Raw genomic sequence first — 18,318 nt, 5'->3', positions numbered from 1 at the left:
GCAACCAATAATCGACAATACAAATATAATTATCATTTTTATGTCTATATTTATTTCACGAGAAGCTATTTTTGTAAAAAAACCGTTGCTACATTATAGTGTGATTGTAGAGAAAAATTAGAGGGAGATATGATTATGACTAGAGTATTAGTACTTGGCGCTAACGGTAAGATTGCTAGATTGGCTACACAAATATATTTGGATTATACTGATAACAGTCTGAGACTTTATCTGAGACGTCCGGAGAGATTACAAGACTTTGAAAATAACCTAGTTGAAGTTGTCGGTGGGGATGTAACTGACGAAAAGACATTGACTGATTCTATGAAAGATATCGACGTCGTCTATGCCAACCTCGCTGGTGGCAATATCGAAGAACAAGCTAAGGATGTTGTAGAAGCTATGCACGCAACTGGCAAGAAGCGTTTGATCTGGATTTCTACTTTGGGAATCTACGATGAAGTTCCTGGCAAGTTTGGCGAGTGGAATAATAGTACACTGGGCAACTACATTACAACTTATGCAGCTGCAGCTAAGGTTATCGAAGATTCAGACTTGGATTATACGATCGTTCGTCCAGCTTGGTTAACTGACAAGGACGAGGTAGATTATGAAATTACTCAAAAGGGTGAGACTTTCAAGGGGACTGAAGTTTCTCGTAAGTCGATCGCTCAATTAGTTGTTGATATTACTCAAGCACCAGATAAGTTCAATCGTGAATCTATCGGTGTCAACAAACCTGGTACAGACGGCGACAAGCCCGCTTGGTACTAGACTTAAATTTAAATATTAATCAAATATGATCGAGTTTGGATAATAATTCCAAGCTCGATTTTTTTGTAAGCAAAAAAATAATTTCAGAAAAAACTTACGAAAAGATTTTTTTTCTGGTATATTAATCCACTGTTGCAACAAAAATGGAGGTAAGTATGAGTAAATCTCAAATTAACACAAACCCAACACATCCCTATTTGGCTTTAATGGGTGTATTGATCGGTGGATTCGTGGGTATGTTCAGTGAAACATCACTAAATATCGCCCTTCCATCTATTATGAAAGCTTTTTCTATCGAAACTGGTACAGCACAATGGCTCATTACTGGCTACATGCTAGTGATCGCGATCGTCTTACCACTTTCAAGTTTATTGACTAAACATTTTTCTACCAGAGGACTAGTTCGCTTTGGTTTGATCGACTTCATCGTAGGCTCGATCATCTCCGCAATAGCACCTAGTTTTTCGATCCTCTTAGCAGGTCGTATGATCCAAGGTATTGCTACTGGTATTATTTTGCCCTTGATGTTCTCGATCGCCATGAGAATTTTCCCACCTAATAAGTTAGGTGCAGCTCTTGGTTCAGCGGCGTTAGTGATTATGTTCGCCCCAGCTATTGGACCTACGATCTCTGGACTCATCTTAGGTGTCTTATCATGGAGATGGATTTTTGTTTCATTTATCGTTTTCCTAATAATAGGACTAGTATTTATGGAAAGAAATCTGACAAATGTTTTCGAAGTTACCAAACCAGATGTTGATTGGTTAGCTATTGCACTCTCAACAGTCAGTTTTGGCTTGATCGTCTTCGGTGTCAGTTATTTATCTAATAGTGTAACTGTTGCCGTCATAGCATTGATCGCTGGTTTGGTCATGTTAGTCATCTACATTAGACAGCAGATGCATACCAGAATCCCTACGTTAGATTTTGCCGTTTTACGTAGATCAGAGTTTGTTACTGGCTCTGTATTAGTTATGTTGAACTTTGGTATTACCTTGTCTGCGATGTATCTACTACCAATGTATCTCCAAAATGGTCTAGGCGTAGCTGTTGCCTTAACTGGTGTAGTGATGCTACCAGGTGGTATCATCAATGCCTTAGTGTCCTTTGGTGCAGGTCGTGCGTACGACAGCATTGGTGCCAAGTGGATGGTACGTCTCGGATTCTTGATTTCTGCAATTGGAGCCGCAATGTTCTTGTTCAGTAATCAAAATAGTTCATTAGGTTATATCGTTGCTGCACATATCGTCTTGATGATCGGTGTGCCATTGGCAATGTCACCATCGCAAACTTACGGTTTGAATTCATTGAATGAATATCAATCAGCCGATGGTTCAGCTATCATTAATACGTTCCAACAAGTTATCGGTGCCGTAGCTACCGGTATCGCAACGATCCTCTTGAGCACTGGTCAAAACAATTATTTCGCTAATGGCGGACATTCCACTGCCTTAGCCTTTACTAACGGTGCTCATTACGGATTTGCCTTTACACTGAGCTTGGCAGTATTAGGCTTCATCTTGGCATTCCGTGTTCATTCCAAAGAATACGAAGCACAAAAAGTTGCTAAAGAACAGTCTCATAGAGCAACTAAACTAGCAACTAAAGAAGCTTAATTTATTACTTGAAAACAATTGATACGGTTTTGGACCAATTGATACTTGCAATCAGTTGGCTCTTTTTTATATAATAGGAAAATAGTTGTTGAATAATTTGACTGATTCCTTTACAATAATAGGGTTGAATAATAAGACAATACTAGAAAAGGGAGGAGGGATTTAGATGTCACAAAATACACATAAAGGCTATACAGGCCACCGCCGTCCCGTTAACGCTAAGAACGGTGAAGAACGCATGGCAAAAGCTCAAGCCGTTAAAGAATTCCTTAAGAGTCGTGATGAAAAAGCTGCTAAATAATTAGGCAGTATAAGCCAGTGAATATTGTTCACTGGCTTTTTTGATGTTCCAATTCAATTATCCTGTCGAGATTATTGTGCTACAATCGTCTTGATACTGTATGAATGGAGCTGATGGAATGGAATATACTAAATTAGGCAATACAGATATTGATATTTCCAAAATCTGTGTTGGTGCAATGAGTTTTGGCAAGGCAGGCACGATGCACGACTGGACTCTGGATGCCGATCAGAGTGAAAAGGTCGTCTCACATGCATTGGGTCTAGGCATTAATTTTTTTGACACTGCTAATGTTTATTCTGCTGGTACCAGTGAGGAATATCTCGGACGTGCGTTGAAGAATAATGTGGCGAGGGATAAAGTCGTTATCGCTTCAAAGGTATATTTCAATCCGGGGCGATTATCGAAGAGCGCGATCGATCGCGAAATCGACGGTACCTTATCTCGATTAGGGACCGATTATTTGGATCTATATATTATTCATCGATTCGATTACGATACGCCGATCGAAGAAACAATGTCGGCCTTGAATGACTTGGTCAAGGCCGGTAAGGTGCGTGCAATTGGAGCTTCAGCAATGTATGGTTATCAATTCTACAATATGCAACTGGCAGCCCGTGATAACGGCTGGACGCCATTTTCAGCGATGGAGAATCACTACAATCTCTTGTATCGTGAAGATGAGCGAGAATTGATTCCGATTTGTAAGCAGATGAATGTTTCGCTGATGCCATATAGTCCTTTGGCTGCCGGTCGCCTAGCAAGACCTAATTGGACGGCGAATACCAAACGGAGTCAGACTGATGTAGTCGCCGAAGGTAAGTACGATCATACGAAGAATTTTGATATCAAAATAACTCAGCGAGTCCATGAGTTATCTGAAAAATACAACGTTTCAATGTCCCAGATCGCCATAGCTTGGCAGTGGGCTAAAGGAATTTCAGCGCCGATCATCGGTGCTACCAAGAGCAAGCACTTTGACGATGCTGCCAAGGCTTTTGAAGTACATTTGACTTCAGAAGATATTGATTATTTAGAGGAACCTTACGTCCCACACAAGATCATTGGTGCGATAGATCATAACCCCGCTGATGGGGTAGTCGTTTTAGATGCTGATAAAAAATAGAGCTGACAATTTTGTCAGCTCTATTTTATTGGGTCGTTAATTTGTTATAGACATCTTTAGGCATATCTTTTTGGAATACTTCTTTGTAAGTGTAAACAAAAGCCCCTTTAGTCGTTAGTTCTAAGAAGTGGCCTTGTTTCAACTTTCCCATGCCAGTGAATTTGACTGGGTGGGCCTGACCTTCGTCATCATAACTAGTTAGGTTATAAATGTAATTACCATAACCATCTTCGTCTTTACCTTTACTATTGTCTATTTTGACGTATCTAGGTTCCTTTTTAACCATGAAATTGTATTGTGCCAGTGCTTGAGAGAACTGATCGGTTCGATCCTTGGTATAGGCGCATGCGCCCACGTATGCCAATCCTATAATAGTAGCTGATAACAACAAAAACTTTAGTAGACTTCTCATTTATCCTTACCTCCTGAGAAATATACTAAAGTTTTTTGGTTCAATTCTACATTTGTTTCACTTACATTCTTCTTACAAAATCGTAAGCTACTTAATTCCCCACCAATCGAAGTTGATTGTATAGTCCACGATCTTGTTGAAGATATTAGCAATAAGGTTTAGCATGATCAACACCTCCAACATATATTAACTTCTTTACAACCTTATTATAACGCGTGTTGGAAGCGCTAACAATAATTTAGCGTTATTTAAAAACTTATCCCCAAACTTCTTCTTGGATCGACTTAACGAGTGCTAATTTGGCCCATTCTTGTTGTTCTGTGATGACATTACCTTCCTCAGTTGAAGCGAATCCGCATTGAGTAGAGAGCCATAATCTATTTAATGGAAGATACTTGCTAGCCTCATTGATACGGTCGATGATAGTTTGACGATCTTCTAGTTCCCCAGACTTAGAAGTGATCAAACCGAGTACGACACGTTTGTCACCAGATACCTCAGCGAGTGGTTCGAAGTTACCTGAACGAGTTGAATCGTATTCTAGGAAGTATGTATCTACGTTTTCTTTGGCAAAGACAGTATTAGCAACAGGACCGTAACCACCAGCGAAAGCGAAGTCTGAATGATAATTACCACGGCAGATATGTGTATTTACAGTCAAGTCCTCTGGCAAATCTTTGATAGCGCCGTTGTTTAATTCGAGGAGCGTATCTTGAATACCTGAATTAGCGTAGGCTTTACCATCTGGAGTTGCTAGGAACTTGTCATCAAGGAATAGTCCCCACGAACAATCATCCAGTTGAATGATACGTGCACCTTCATCGTAGAAAGCCAAGATTGCGTCATGATAAGCTTTTTCGATGTCAGCGTATAGTTCTTCGTCAGTATCATAAAATTCTCTGATCTTATCAGCATTGGTACCACGAACTAGTTCGATATACAGTTGAGCTGGAGCAGGAATAGTCTGTTTAGCTTCGACGTCAGTTCCGTCAGTGATTGATTTCAAAAATTTAAAATGCTCGATGAAAGGGTGCGTGTCTTTATTGAATTTGATTTTGCCAGAAAGGATCGCAGTGTCATCGCGAGTTTCTTCATGAGCAAAATTATAACCTTCACCATAGTGGATGTGATCGATGCCCTCAAAGCCCCAGAAGAAGTCTAAATGCCAATATGAACGTCGGAATTCACCGTCAGTTACGTAGTCTAATCCGGCTTGGATCTCTTTGTTTACTAAGTCCTCGATTGATTCATTCTCTACGGTCGTTAGTGCTACTTGGTCGATATTACCAGCTTCAAAATCTTTGCGTGCTTGTTTTAGTACATCTGGTCTTAAGAAACTTCCTACATGTTGAAATCCGATCTTTGTTTGTGTTTTTGTCATAATATTTTCCTCCGTTAACTTTATTTAATCCAATAAAAAAATCGTCCCTACATGCACAGAATTACTCTGTAATGTAGGGACGATTACCGTGGTACCACCCTAATTCATATTTTGCTCGCACAAAATACCTCAACGACACTAACATGTCCGGGATGATATCGCATCCTTGCGTACTTTCGGCTTTCACCTAAGTAAGACTCCAAGCTCATCTTCAGTTAAGTTTTCGTTCCGCCTTTTCACTATCTAGCGGTCACTATACAAACTACTCGTTAACCTACTCTTCTCTTCAACGTCTAATTGGATTAAATAAGTTTTAATTATTTGATTGGTGAATAAATTACACTATGTTTTATACTTTGTCAAATTAAATTTAAAAATTATTTGGTATTAACGATATTTTTGGTGATTTCACCGTTCAATAATTTGATCTGTGTATCCATAGCTTCGTAGACCATATTGTGGACCGCTCTCTCGGTGTAGAAGGCGGTGTGTGGGGTGATGATCACGTTGTCACGACTAGCTAGATTCTTGAATTTTTCGTTAGGGATAGCGTCGAAGTCGCCGAAGTCCTTTTGAAAAATACCATTTTCGTTATCGAGCACGTCTAGGCCGACACCAGCTAATTTGCCAGAGTCCAAGCCTGCAATAACAGCGTCGGTGTCAACTAAGCCACCACGAGCACAGTTGATCAAGTATGATCCTTGCTTCATTTTTGAGATGGCATCGGCATCGATCATGTGATAATCCTCTGGTGCTAGTGGAGTATGGATCGAAATGATGTCAGATTGTTCTAACAATTCATCAAGAGAATCTACGTAGATACCCAAATTTTCCAGAGCAGGGTTAGGGTCGATATCATAGGCGATGACCTTAGCACCGTAACCGAATTGCATGATCCTTGCGAAGACACTACCGATATGTCCAGTACCAATAACACCAACAGTTTTACCGGCAATTTCAGTACCGATAGTTGGAGACCACTTGAGATTTCCCTTGCGGAATTTAGCGTCGAATTCAGGCACGCGGCGAAGTAAGCGACCGACTAAGAAGGATGCGTGTTCGGCGATAGCATTAGGTGAGTATACTGGCACATTAGTCAGCGTAAAGCCGAAATCATTCAGGTCTTTGAAGGCAAAACCATCGATACCGACATTTCTAACTGATAACTTGCTGATACCATAATCGTGCAACATCTTCAGTGCTTCGCGAGCATAGGGCTCACGTTGAACGGCACATACACCATCGTAACCCTTGGCTAAATTTGCATTGTCAGGTGTCAGGATGTCATTAGTGTAACCTACTTCAATATCGGGATGTTCTGCCATCCAATTTTTTAGAGGCTCTTCTTCGTCCCCACCTCGGACGCCAAATACGTAAATCTTCATAAATAAAATCCTTCTTTCTGTGAAATACATTAGAACATTAGTAAATTTTAATAAACTGTGTTAATAAGTGTAACGCAATTTTCACAAATTAAAAGAGCTAAACATTCAAATAGTCAAAAAAAGCGTAATTATGCTATTCTTTATGAAAGGGGGATCGATAGTGATAAAAAAATATTCATTCTCACAATTATTAGGATTCGCCATCATGGTGGTGACTAATATCGCTACTATTTTTACAGTGATTCACACTTTTCAAAACTCGGCTCTCTTAGTTTTGACATCTAGAAGTTTGATCGTATCAGTGATCGGATTGATTCTCTTTGTTGGATATTCATTATTGCAATTATTGATCTATTTTTCGATCGTCGGCTTGAACAAAAACGACGGCGGTTGGGCAGTAGTCTTGTTATTAGTCGGTATCTTGAATCATCTTTACTGGATCCCAGCTATCTGGGCGCTAGTAGTCAACTACACAAATAAAGTACAGTTGTACAAAAATAGACCTTAGGACAATTGTCCTAAGGTCTATTTAGTTTTATTTAGATGTGTCGATCAAGGTATCTGGTGTTTCACCACTGATCAATGCTAGATTAGAGTCGAACGCTACGGTGATCATATTGTGCACCGCTGTTTCAGTATAAAAAGCATTGTGGGGAGTGATGATGACGTTGACACGTTGAGCTAGATTTTTGATCTTGGGATTAGGTAAGTCATCGATGCTGCCCCATTTGTGTCCGAAGACTGAATTCTCATCGTCCAACACATCAAGACCCGCACCGCCAACTTTGCCACTATCTAAACCAGCAATCAAAGCATCAGTATCGATCAGTTCACCACGTGAACAATTGATGATTATAACGCCGTCTTTCATTTGAGAGATGGCTTTTTGATTGATCATGTATTTATTGCTATCGAATAATGGTACATGTAATGTGACTATATCGGATTGCTTATAAAGCTCCTCAAGACTGTCTACATATAGTCCTTGCTGCTCTATATCGGCGTTATGGTATACGTCGTACGCCACGACTTTTGCACCGAAGCCTTGCAAGATCTTGATAACTACACGACCGATATGACCCGTACCGATAACTCCGACGGTTTGTTCACGATATTCTCGCCCGATAGTAGGGGCCCACGTGAAATCGCCGTTATCAAACTTAATATCGACTTCCGGAACGCGGCGCAATAATCTACCCATCAATAAGACGGTATGTTCAGCAATCGCGTTAGGTGAATAAACCGGTACATTGGTTAATTTCATCCCGAAGTCATTGAGGTCTTTGAATTCAAGATTATCGAAGCCTACGTTACGAATCGAAATAAATTTGATACCGTAGTCGGATAATTTCTCAAGTGCGAGACGTTCGTATGGTGTTGTTTGTAATGTAACAACACCATTAGAGCCTTCGGCTAATCTAGCTGTTTCTGGAGTCAAAGTGTCACCTGAATAGCCCACTTCGATGTCTGGATGTGCAGCTTCCCATTTTCTCAATGATGATAGCTCATCATCACGGATGCCGTAAGCAAAAATTTTCATAGTTTGTCGATCTCCTTAATATGGATTAGTCTCCAGAAGTATCATATCTATTTAAGATGTAGATGGCAAAGACAACGATTATTGCCCCGATTATTTCTGGAAGATTGATGCTATATGATAAGAAAATAACGCTCAAGACCAAGGTCGTGAATGGCTGAACCGCATCGGTGATACTGATTGTTGCGGCAGTCGTATACTTGGTACTGAAGACCATCAATAAGAAGGCAATGACATTACTTAATAAAATCACCGTTATAACGCCGATCAAACTCTTAGTTGAGAGATGTGGTGGATTGATCCAAACGGGTGTGAAGATATTCGAGAACAAACCAGCTACTAACATTCCCCAACCAGTGACCAGGAGACCGTTATGTTTAGCAATCAGTCTTTGAGGAATGACGATATAAAGTGCAGCGGTGATACCGCCACCGATTCCCCAGAGAACAGAAACAAACGGAATTGCTAAGTGGGAGATATTACCGCGGGTGATCAAAAGAATTACTCCCAACAAGGCGAGTGAGAATGAAATAATATCGATCCGTAAAACTTTTTTGTGTGAGAAGACTACTGCACCGACCATAATAAATAGTGGTGATAAATACTGTAAGATAGTTGCAGTCGAAGAGTTACCTGTTTGAATAGCGTAGAAGAAAGTGTACATGTTGGCGAAAAGCCCGAAAATAGAAAAGGCAATCAAAGTCAACGTATCCTTCCATGATGTGAAGACTGAAAAGAATTCTTTTTTTGGTAGAATAAAAAATGCAATCGTTAATAAAATAATACCAGCTGCCAGGGTCCTAGTGCCTACGAACCACATGGCAGGGATGTTGCTATCCTTAGCTACGATCTGCTGGACAGCGCCGGAAACACCCCAAACAATTGATGCAAGGAAAGCTAAGAGAAACCCTTTGTGTAAGGTCTTCTTAGTCATTTTCTTACTTTCGTCCATAAATTTCCTCCTAAAATAGAGCATACATTTTGTAAAAAAACACCAATAAGTATTATACAGTTTAGTAGTTAAATTTGCCTAAAAAAAACACCTGAAATAGTTTCCTATTTCAGGTGTCTCGATTGATTATAAGTTCTTATCTATGTCAAAAGTAAGTTTGGAGAGGTCAATACCCTTAGTGTATAGTTTTCCGAACAATGCCTGAGTTTTTTCAGCCATTTCTTTGACAACTTTTTGGTTTCTAGCTGTTAAGAAGTCTACTAGTTCATCACCAGAATAATCCTTAGCCAGTTTGTCGGTTTCGGCAATGCTTGCATTTAGATCTTGACGAACCTCGATCAAGTAGTCGATGTCGTCTTGAATGAAATCAGTGTAGCGTGATTCTACAAGAACTGACAAGGCGTTGTACATCCAGTATGCATCTTTGAAATTGAAGTCGATAGATGTGTTGTTCATACTTTCGTCTGTTTCGTTCATGTTGGTGTAGAAAGGAATGTAAGGAGTGAATGTTGGGAAGCCGATACATTGCCACATGATAGCAGCATATTCTTCCGGAACATCATTTCTGATTTGGATAACGTGTGAGTTTTGAGTTCTGTTCAAGCCGATTGGACGATAACGATACTTGTCAGCATCTGAAGCGTCAGGACTGAACGGGTCAAAAGGAGTTTCGTTGTAATGTGAGCCTAAGATATATTCGATATCATCAACTGTAATCTTATGATCTGTCTTCATGATGAATGGTAATTCACCATCTTCAGGATCGTTTTCGATTTCAGGATTGAAGAATCTTTGACCGAACCAAACACGTGGATTGTTGTAGTGACGATCCTTCATGTTGTTCGTACCAAAGATGTGACGGAAGTTGAAGCCCGTCTTATCTGTATTCAAGTGATTCGTCTCAACGAATTCTTGGATACCATCTGACCACATGAATTGTGAAGGGTCATTGAAATCAACTTGTTGAATTGAGACACGGTTAGCACAAATTGCATAGCTGTCATCAGGGATGCGCTGAGCAACCCAGTGATGACCTGTAACTAGTTCCATGTACCAAACATCATTCTTGTCACTGAAGAGAAGTGAGTTACCAGCAGCTGAACCATATTCAGCAATCAACTTACCAGTACGTTCAACAGCACCTCTGGCTGAGTCAACGTAAGGTAAGATCATACGTGTGATAACGTCTTCGTCCATACCGTCTTTTTCGAGAGGGTCGATGGCTAAGGTACGTTCGTTACCATAAGTACTCTCAGTAGCTGACATGGCAACGTTAGCACCGTTGACACCATTTTCGTCGTAGTAACCGAGTTCTTTGTAGTCTACATTAGGAACGGCAGGCCACTTGTATCCGTCTTCAGGAACTTCCGCTTCGAATCCGTTGAGCCATGATTTAACTTTACGGCCCTTCTCACCTTTAACGGCAGGATTCATCACGAAGCTTTGTGGTGTAACTGCCAAAAATGTATCGTCATTTCTAGCAATCATGGTCGATCCATCTAAACTGGCGTTTTTACCAACTAGGATAGTTGTACAAGCGTCATTCAAATGATTTTTTTTCATTATTACGCAATCCTCCTATTCGTATACTATTTTACATTCTATCATATTTGAAAACGGTTATCATTTGCATACTTATTCCATTTAATTCCGAATTAGTGATATAATTTTGATTGTTAAGTATCTAAGATTAGGGTTAATCACGAACTTTAATACTATATATATGAATAAAGTTCACTAGATAACGAATAATTTTCATTATTATATTGGGGAAGGTGCAACATGGAAGTAAAAACAATCGAAACTGAAGGTTCTTTTTTGAAGAATTTACTACTCGGTTTTCAACACTTGTTGGCTATGTATTCTGGGGATATTTTAATTCCTATTTTGATTGGTGCAGCATTAGGGTTCACTCCTACACAGATGACATACTTGATTTCGGTCGATATTTTCATGTGTGGGGTCGCAACATTACTCCAAATCAAACGTACACCACTTACAGGAATTGGTTTACCAGTAGTTTTGGGTTCGGCGGTAGAATATGTAACTCCGCTTCAAAATATCGGACATCACTTTGGTATAGCTTATATGTATGGCGGGATCATCGCCGCCGGAATCTTTATCTTATTGATATCAAAGATGTTTGCGAAGCTAAAAAGATTTTTCCCACCAGTAGTGACGGGGTCTTTGATCACCTTGATCGGGTTCACCTTGATCCCAGTCGCCTTCCAAAATATCGGTGGTGGCGATGCTACAGCGAAGAACTTTGGTAACCCAACTGACTTGGCTTTAGGATTTTCGACAGCACTGATCATTTTAATAATCAGTATTTGGGGACGAGGCTTCATTAAGCAAATTTCAGTGTTGATCGGGATCGTCGTCGGCTCGGTAGCTGCGATCGCTATGGGTACGATCGGCTTTTCCAGCGTGCACAATGCGCACTGGTTCCAATTACCACAACCATTTTATTTTGCGACACCAAAGTTTGAGTGGTCATCGATCTTGATCATGTTGTTGGCTTCACTGACATGTATGATCGAATCAACTGGTGTTTACTATGCACTATCTGAGATCACTGGTCGTGAATTGAGTGAGAAGGATTTACAACATGGCTATTCGTCAGAAGGTTTAGCCGCCATTCTCGGTGGTATCTTCAATACCTTCCCATATTCGACCTTCTCACAAAACGTGGCTATCGTGCAATTATCAGGGATCAAGAAGAACAAGCCAGTTTATTTCTCAGCCTTCTTGCTCATCCTTTTGGGATTGATCCCCAAGGTTGGAGCCATCGCCACTTTGATTCCTACTTCGGTTTTGGGTGGAGCAATGCTGATCATGTTTGGTACAGTAGGTGCCTCTGGTGTCAAAATGCTGTCTAAAGTTGAAATGAACAACGAAAATATGTTGATCATGGCAGTTGCCATCGGCTTGGGACTAGGTGTGACTGTTCAACCAACACTGCTACATTTCTTGCCATCAACTCTTCAAACTATCTTGAACAATGGACTAGTCGTTGGTAGTTTCTCAGCTATCATCTTGAATATCGTCTTGAATCCACGGACTAAGAAGAGTCATTAAAGTCTTTGAAATAGTGTGAAAATTCACGCTATTTTTTTTGCAAAATTTTCGTATTTACAGCAAAGTTGCATCATAGATTATTCACATTCTGCCGATATAATTCCCTTAAATAGAAAAGTACATATAACTCATACATAAAATTATTAAAGGAGAAATATTATGACAGAAACGAAATATTATTATCTAACTTCGTCACTTAAACAAATGAATGCGACATTTAATATTGTTGTCGCAACGACGGATCCCTCTGGTTCGATACAAGATGCGCTGGATGATGCCAAACATCATATTGAAATGGATCTGCATGAGATCGACGATGATTTTTCGATTGAAAAGAAAAATTCGATGGTCTCGAAATTTCAACAAGGTGATCAAGACCCACTGATAAATTCTGAATTGTTCCAATTAGTCTATGACAAAACGATCATCGCTGAACAAATGACTCAACACTATTACAGTGCTTATTTTAATGGTAAATATGATCCTACGGGCATCATCAAGGCTTGGGCGATGGAGCGGGTCTTTGACGATTATCTCAGACCACTGTTGAATCAAGACGTTGAAGGTGTCTCCTTCAAGAGTGGTGATGAGATCAAATTAGCTACACGCCGAGATTCTGATTATCGTTGGAGCGTAAATATCAATCGCCCCGATACGGAAGATAATTTCACTAGTTATTATCTTCAAAATGGAGCTATCGCTACGGTCAATGTTTTTAATTTTGAACGTGTACCTCGGAGCCAACCGAGTGATATGGAACAAGTAACTATCCTGAGTGGTGACTTGACGGACTCGGTCGTCTGGGCGAATGCGGGCATCTCCTCTGGAACGGAACGTTTTCCTAATATGATCGTCAGAGCCGATCTAACAGGGATGTTAGTAGATAAAAAACTCGGGATTGTTAATTTTCGAGATGGGTCACTTAGCACCAACAAAAAAATATTTCTAAAATAAAAATCTCTCAAGAACCTTGGGAGATTTTTATTGTTTTAACCTTTGATGTCAGGTCACATAATAAGGATTAATTTTCTAAGTTCCGTCATATTTTTTTCACACAAACCCTTTACAATGAATTTGTGAAGTAAAAAATTGCTTCATATCAAATAATAAAATTAACATTTAAAAACTCAAAAAATAAATTATGTAAGGAGTTAGCCTATGACTGAATTTTTAACTAAAACCATCAATTCGATGAATATACCTTTTATCATCCGAATTGCGTTCAATCAAAATAACGATACAAATGAAGACCTGATGTTCCAAACTTATCAACAGATGAGTCATTACCTAGAAAAAGTCGATTTGAAATATTCACCTTTTCGTGAAGAATCGCTAGTCTCTCGCTTCCAACGAGGTGATAGATCACCACTCTTGGAGTCGGAAGTTTTCAAGTCGGTTTATTCAAAGACGGTCGTTGTCGGTGAATTTAGTAATGGTTCGTTTGACGTATACTTCAATGGTGATCCCACCAAATTGATCAAAAGTTGGGCGATCGAACAATCTTTCAATCGCTACTTGATTCCTTTATTCGAAAATGATGAAGTTATCGGTATTTCGTTGGAAGCTGGTGGTAACGCAAAATTCGCCGTGAGACCTTCGACCGATTTTGAATGGGAAATTCAAACTATTTTGAAAAATTACAACATGCGCTATGGTTCGATCTCTACTGCTAAGATCAATAGCCGAACTAAGTATCTGAAAAAAGACCGCGGTGACGCGATCCAGGAACTAGCCATCGTCAGTGATGATTTGATCAATGCTGATATCTGGGCCAATGTCGGAATAGCAGCTGGGACAGATAAATTTACTAGCTTGATTAAAAATGCCTATCTTTCAGGTATCTTGGTGGATAATGAAGAGTCGATCATTTTTGCGGAAGGTATTTTGGATCGACACCAAAATGAAAAAACACTTAATCTCGATAAAATAAAAGAGAAATAAAGAAGAGTGTGGGATGTAAAAGAGTGACCGAATTTTTCGATCACTCTTTTATTTTGTACCTTTAGTTAGGACTTTTTTACTATAAAGCGTAGAAGTACTAATAAGAAAAGCAAAATACTTAAACCAATAATCGAGACTTCTTTGTTATTGCCAGTTTGTGGTAGCTTGTTGCTGCCATTCTGGTTAGAACTTGAAGAATTGGTATTTGGTACAGCGGAACCAGTACCAGTTGTTGGACCACCAGGATTTGGAACTGATGGGTTAGGTGTTGAAGGTAGCACTTCACTAGGTGTTACAGGTGGAGCAGGAATGCTAGGTTCAGTCGGTACAACTGGTTTTTCGGGTTTGCTTGGTACGGTAGGTTTCTCAGGTTTGATAGGTTCGCCTGGGACAGTTGGTTTCTCGGGTTCTACAGGTTTAGTAGGAGGAGTCGGATTCTCAGGTTTGCTTGGTACGGTAGGTTTCTCAGGTTTGATAGGTTTGCCTGGGACAGTTGGTTTCTCAGGCTCTACAGGTTTAGTAGGAGGAGTCGGATTCTCAGGTTTGCTTGGCTTTTCGGGATTTGTTGGAGTAGTTGGCTTCTTGATATCGGTTTGAGTCAAGGTAGTATTATCGCCATCTTTAACCTCGAAGACGATAGGCTCCTTGTTCATTTGATAACCATTTGGAGCTTTAGTTTCGACCAAAGAGTACTTGCCAGGAAGTAAGCCGTCGAGGCTAATCTCGCCGCTAAGTCCGGTGGTCAAGTCTTCTCTAACAACATTTCCTTGACTATCCAATAGATTGTAAGTAGCCCCAGCAAGGGCTTCTTTAGTAGTTGCATCTTGTTTGGTCAAGATGAAGCTACCAGTACTATCTTCAGGTGGTTTCGGATTTGATGGTAGTTTAACATCGAGTTGTTCTAGTTCTTCGATGGTATTGGCTTTGATCTCGAATTCCATTGGGATGTCGTTGAGACGATAACCTTCAGGAGCTTGAGTCTCAATCAATTGATAAGAACCGACCGGCAAGTTGCCCAGTTTGATTTGACCATTCTGATCGGTTACTAAATCTTTGATGACGATGTTTCCATCTTTATCCAATAGATCATAGTGAGCTCCAGCTAAGAACTTCTCTTTGACGTTCGTCTTGAATAGGATAAAACCGCCAGTATCCTTGGTAGGAACTTCAGGTTCAGAAGGTTTCTTAACATCAAGTTGTTTAACATCCTCAATGGTATCAGCTTTGACTTCAAACTCGATTGGGGTTTGATCAAGTAGATATACTTCAGGAGCTTGAGTTTCAACCAGTTGATACGTTCCAGCTGGTAAGTTCTCAAACTTGATCTGACCATTTTCATCAGTTACTAGATTTTTAGCAATGATATTGCTCTTAGCATCTAATAAGTCATAGTGAGCGCCAGCTAAGAGGTCTCCTTTGTCATCAGTCTTAGTCAAAACAAAACCGCCAAAGTTGTTTTCTTCACTAGGAATCTCAGTGTCTTCTTGTTGTAAGTCAGTCGTTTCATCCTTTTTTATTTCAAATTTGATCGGAGCTGAATTCAATTCATATCCGTCAGGTGCCTTTGTTTCGATAAGGGTGTAGGAACCAGCCAAAAGACTGTCAATTTGGATCTGACCGTTTTGGTCTGTAGTGAGGCTCTCCAGAACTATTTTACCGTTAGCGTCCAACAGCTTATAAACAGCTCCTGCAAAGAGGCCGTTAGTTTTGGCGTCGATCTTGGTTAACTTGAAGCCTCCGAAGTCATTTTCATCTTCAGGTAATTTTGTATCTTCTTGAGTTACATCTTCAGTTTGATTGACTGTGATCGTGAATTTGATTGGTTTACTATTCAGCTCATAGCCTTCAGGAGCCTTTGTTTCGATGAGTGTATATGTTTCAGGATAGAGATCTTTAACTAGGAATTGACCATCTTCGTTAGTGACTAGGCCCTTGATCAGAACTTCGCCACGAGCATTGATCAAATCGTAAGTTGCACCAGGGACGAGTCCTTTAGTAACGGAGTCAGTCTTGGTGAAGACTAGATTACCAAACTCTGAATCATCATCTGGCAACGGAGTATCCTTTTGATTTAATTCTTGTGCCTTTTGGACGGCATTAGAGATTGTGAAGGTAACAGGGGTTTGATTCAGTTCATAACCCTCTGGTGCCTTGGTTTCAATCAAGGAATACTGACCTTCTGCTAGACCATCGAGAGTCAATTGACCTTGAGCATCAGTAGTCAGGTTTTCCTTAACTACATTGCCATCGGCGTCAACTAACTTATAGACGGCGTTAGCTAATGGATAAGTCCCAGTTTGATCGGTCTTAGTAAAGATAATCTTAGAGGCCAACGGAAAATCATCTTGTGTCAAATCGACGTTGGAGTCTTCACCGCTTTCAACTGTGAAGTTGATCGGATTAGGATTTAGTTCGTAACCTTCAGGTGCTTGTGTTTCCGTTAAGCTATATGTGCCAGGTACCAGATTAGGAATTCTGAGGAAGCCGAATTCATTAGTAACCAGACGTTCTTGGACAATTTTTCCAGTGCTATCACGTAATTCGTAGTAAGCGCCGGGAAGCAAAACTTGGGTGATCGCATCGTGTTTAGTCAAGACAACATCGCCATGACTAGTACCGGTACCAGTACCGCTACCGCCCCAGGTAATGGAGGCTGAAGAATTGCCGCCAACCGTATCGGAGGTCAAGACGGCATCGTCAGTCCACTTGTTATTTCCGTTCACATCAGGATCGATCTTAGTTCTGAAAGTCATATTGACAGTAGAATTAATGCTACCAAAATCGAAGATGACTTTGTTGCCATCAACAGTAACCTTAGGAATTACTCGATTGCCATCAGCAATAAAAGTACCACTGCTATCGTATTTTCCAGTAGGTGCCAAGACACTGTTGGGAATATAAGTTTGTCCAGGACCCAAAGTATCGGTAACGACAACATTGGTTAACTTCGCACCTTGAGGATTGAGAGCAATATTCCAAGTACACTCACGAGGAGTGCCGTATTCATCTAGATTAGAGTACCAACCAAATTTATTGATATTCCAATCAAAATGATTATTGGTATTGTCAGAGGCGGTTGCCCCGAGTGCGTGGAAGAATAACATCCCATGACGATCAGTCGAAGTATTGGCTAGGGCATCATTGAAGATGATCCGGCCAGTCGAACGGCCGGCAACTAGGTTGAAAGTACCAATTTGAATGCCATCGTGGTTGTACATTGGAATTGACAAATTAGATTTAATTTTAATGTTACTTGGAATTTCGAAGGTGGCAATATCGCCGGTATTGATCTTGACGCCGTCAGGTATGGTCCAGGCATAGGTGACATCGTAGTTCTCGTAATCATAAAGAGTCTGACCAGGCGGAACAATATTGCCATTAACATCTTTAATAGTGGCGTCGGCTGCCGTTAATCCACCAATTTCGATAGATGAGGTGGGGGCAGTATCGGCGCGTGCGCTTGTTTCATTGGGGATGAAGAAAAGAAACAGCGCCATAAAGATTGCTGAAATGAAGATTAAGATGGATGATCTTTTCATTTTCACTTTAAACATCTCCCTTATAAAGTGCCGATAAAACTCTTTCGACTTTTATCAAATGTATTATAGGCCGAATAGAAATATTGTAGGTAGCAATATAGCCAATGAATGTTTAATGTTGATATAATAACAATTTTAATGTATACCAATTATTTTTAATTATAAAATTTTTTTTGTAATTAGTTTGTAACGGCGTGATGATTTTAATCGGCGATACTTCTTCTTGGGTAGACAAGCAAATAATTAAAGCTTGTCTATCTTTCAGGTATCTTGGTG

15 protein-coding genes are annotated in these 18,318 nt (G+C 40.1%); 8 read left to right on the top strand and 7 right to left on the bottom strand.

What is annotated here, in order from left to right; all coding sequences use genetic code 11:
* The first annotated feature begins 135 nt into the window (after positions 1-135).
* From AC27FM_RS05610 to AC27FM_RS05595, 4 genes are all read left to right on the top strand, one after another.
* A complete protein-coding gene (locus AC27FM_RS05610) occupies positions 136-774 on the top strand; it encodes an SDR family oxidoreductase (protein WP_487086596.1) in 639 nt (212 codons plus the stop codon).
* Between the two features lie 155 nt (positions 775-929).
* Positions 930-2,390: a DHA2 family efflux MFS transporter permease subunit gene (locus AC27FM_RS05605; protein WP_487086595.1), complete on the top strand. Its 1,461-nt coding sequence runs from the start codon at positions 930-932 to the stop codon at positions 2,388-2,390.
* A 166-nt stretch (positions 2,391-2,556) separates the two neighbouring features.
* Positions 2,557-2,691, top strand: coding sequence for a hypothetical protein (locus AC27FM_RS05600; protein WP_487086593.1), 135 nt, complete (start codon positions 2,557-2,559; stop codon positions 2,689-2,691).
* A gap of 118 nt (positions 2,692-2,809) precedes the next feature.
* Positions 2,810-3,817, top strand: coding sequence for an aldo/keto reductase (locus AC27FM_RS05595; protein WP_487086591.1), 1,008 nt, complete (start codon positions 2,810-2,812; stop codon positions 3,815-3,817).
* 25 nt (positions 3,818-3,842) lie between these two features.
* Here the strand turns inward: AC27FM_RS05595 and AC27FM_RS05590 are convergent, their stop codons facing one another.
* From AC27FM_RS05590 to AC27FM_RS05580, 3 genes are all read right to left on the bottom strand, one after another.
* Entirely contained in the window at positions 3,843-4,229 is a 387-nt protein-coding gene (locus tag AC27FM_RS05590; RefSeq protein WP_487086589.1) for a YxeA family protein, read from the bottom strand.
* 256 nt (positions 4,230-4,485) lie between these two features.
* Entirely contained in the window at positions 4,486-5,613 is a 1,128-nt protein-coding gene (locus tag AC27FM_RS05585) for a 5-methyltetrahydropteroyltriglutamate--homocysteine S-methyltransferase (RefSeq protein WP_487086890.1), read from the bottom strand.
* A 374-nt stretch (positions 5,614-5,987) separates the two neighbouring features.
* Positions 5,988-6,995: a D-2-hydroxyacid dehydrogenase gene (locus AC27FM_RS05580; RefSeq protein WP_487086587.1), complete on the bottom strand. Its 1,008-nt coding sequence runs from the start codon at positions 6,993-6,995 to the stop codon at positions 5,988-5,990.
* Positions 6,996-7,155: 160 nt separating this feature from the next.
* Between AC27FM_RS05580 and AC27FM_RS05575 the strand changes: the two genes are divergently transcribed.
* Positions 7,156-7,503, top strand: a complete 348-nt coding sequence (locus tag AC27FM_RS05575; RefSeq protein WP_487086585.1) for a hypothetical protein — start codon at positions 7,156-7,158, stop codon at positions 7,501-7,503.
* Between the two features lie 27 nt (positions 7,504-7,530).
* On the opposite strand, the gene AC27FM_RS05570 is transcribed toward AC27FM_RS05575, so the two are convergent.
* From AC27FM_RS05570 to AC27FM_RS05560, 3 genes are all read right to left on the bottom strand, one after another.
* Positions 7,531-8,535, bottom strand: a complete 1,005-nt coding sequence (locus AC27FM_RS05570) for a D-2-hydroxyacid dehydrogenase (protein ID WP_487086583.1) — start codon at positions 8,533-8,535, stop codon at positions 7,531-7,533.
* A gap of 25 nt (positions 8,536-8,560) precedes the next feature.
* Positions 8,561-9,484, bottom strand: coding sequence for a DMT family transporter (locus AC27FM_RS05565; RefSeq protein ID WP_487086582.1), 924 nt, complete (start codon positions 9,482-9,484; stop codon positions 8,561-8,563).
* Between the two features lie 126 nt (positions 9,485-9,610).
* The gene (locus AC27FM_RS05560) at positions 9,611-11,047 is read right to left on the bottom strand and encodes a C69 family dipeptidase (protein WP_487086580.1); all 1,437 of its coding nucleotides are present in this window, start codon (positions 11,045-11,047) and stop codon (positions 9,611-9,613) included.
* Positions 11,048-11,266: 219 nt separating this feature from the next.
* Between AC27FM_RS05560 and AC27FM_RS05555 the strand changes: the two genes are divergently transcribed.
* The 3 genes from AC27FM_RS05555 to AC27FM_RS05545 all read left to right on the top strand — a co-directional run bounded on the left by AC27FM_RS05555 (position 11,267) and on the right by AC27FM_RS05545 (position 14,503).
* Positions 11,267-12,562, top strand: a complete 1,296-nt coding sequence (locus AC27FM_RS05555) for a nucleobase:cation symporter-2 family protein (RefSeq protein ID WP_487086578.1) — start codon at positions 11,267-11,269, stop codon at positions 12,560-12,562.
* Positions 12,563-12,721: 159 nt separating this feature from the next.
* Positions 12,722-13,516, top strand: a complete 795-nt coding sequence (locus tag AC27FM_RS05550) for a hypothetical protein (RefSeq protein WP_487086576.1) — start codon at positions 12,722-12,724, stop codon at positions 13,514-13,516.
* Positions 13,517-13,720: 204 nt separating this feature from the next.
* The gene (locus AC27FM_RS05545; RefSeq protein WP_487086574.1) at positions 13,721-14,503 is read left to right on the top strand and encodes a hypothetical protein; all 783 of its coding nucleotides are present in this window, start codon (positions 13,721-13,723) and stop codon (positions 14,501-14,503) included.
* Between the two features lie 65 nt (positions 14,504-14,568).
* Here AC27FM_RS05545 and AC27FM_RS05540 read toward each other — a convergent pair whose 3' ends face one another.
* The gene (locus AC27FM_RS05540) at positions 14,569-18,042 is read right to left on the bottom strand and encodes a SpaA isopeptide-forming pilin-related protein (RefSeq protein WP_487086888.1); all 3,474 of its coding nucleotides are present in this window, start codon (positions 18,040-18,042) and stop codon (positions 14,569-14,571) included.
* Positions 18,043-18,318: the final 276 nt, after the last annotated feature.

The sequence above is a fragment of the Companilactobacillus sp. y65-5 genome (assembly GCF_057541095.1).
Note: the sequence above shows the minus strand (reverse complement) of the source record. Positions and strands in the feature narration are given on the sequence as shown.

Coding starts and splice junctions, on each gene's coding strand:
- AC27FM_RS05610 (WP_487086596.1), top strand. CDS start 136: ATGACTAGAGTATTAGTACTTGGCGCTAACGGTAAGATTGCTAGATTG.
- AC27FM_RS05605 (WP_487086595.1), top strand. CDS start 930: ATGAGTAAATCTCAAATTAACACAAACCCAACACATCCCTATTTGGCT.
- AC27FM_RS05600 (WP_487086593.1), top strand. CDS start 2,557: ATGTCACAAAATACACATAAAGGCTATACAGGCCACCGCCGTCCCGTT.
- AC27FM_RS05595 (WP_487086591.1), top strand. CDS start 2,810: ATGGAATATACTAAATTAGGCAATACAGATATTGATATTTCCAAAATC.
- AC27FM_RS05590 (WP_487086589.1), bottom strand. CDS start 4,229: ATGAGAAGTCTACTAAAGTTTTTGTTGTTATCAGCTACTATTATAGGA.
- AC27FM_RS05580 (WP_487086587.1), bottom strand. CDS start 6,995: ATGAAGATTTACGTATTTGGCGTCCGAGGTGGGGACGAAGAAGAGCCT.
- AC27FM_RS05570 (WP_487086583.1), bottom strand. CDS start 8,535: ATGAAAATTTTTGCTTACGGCATCCGTGATGATGAGCTATCATCATTG.
- AC27FM_RS05565 (WP_487086582.1), bottom strand. CDS start 9,484: ATGGACGAAAGTAAGAAAATGACTAAGAAGACCTTACACAAAGGGTTT.
- AC27FM_RS05560 (WP_487086580.1), bottom strand. CDS start 11,047: ATGAAAAAAAATCATTTGAATGACGCTTGTACAACTATCCTAGTTGGT.
- AC27FM_RS05555 (WP_487086578.1), top strand. CDS start 11,267: ATGGAAGTAAAAACAATCGAAACTGAAGGTTCTTTTTTGAAGAATTTA.
- AC27FM_RS05550 (WP_487086576.1), top strand. CDS start 12,722: ATGACAGAAACGAAATATTATTATCTAACTTCGTCACTTAAACAAATG.
- AC27FM_RS05545 (WP_487086574.1), top strand. CDS start 13,721: ATGACTGAATTTTTAACTAAAACCATCAATTCGATGAATATACCTTTT.
- AC27FM_RS05540 (WP_487086888.1), bottom strand. CDS start 18,042: ATGAAAAGATCATCCATCTTAATCTTCATTTCAGCAATCTTTATGGCG.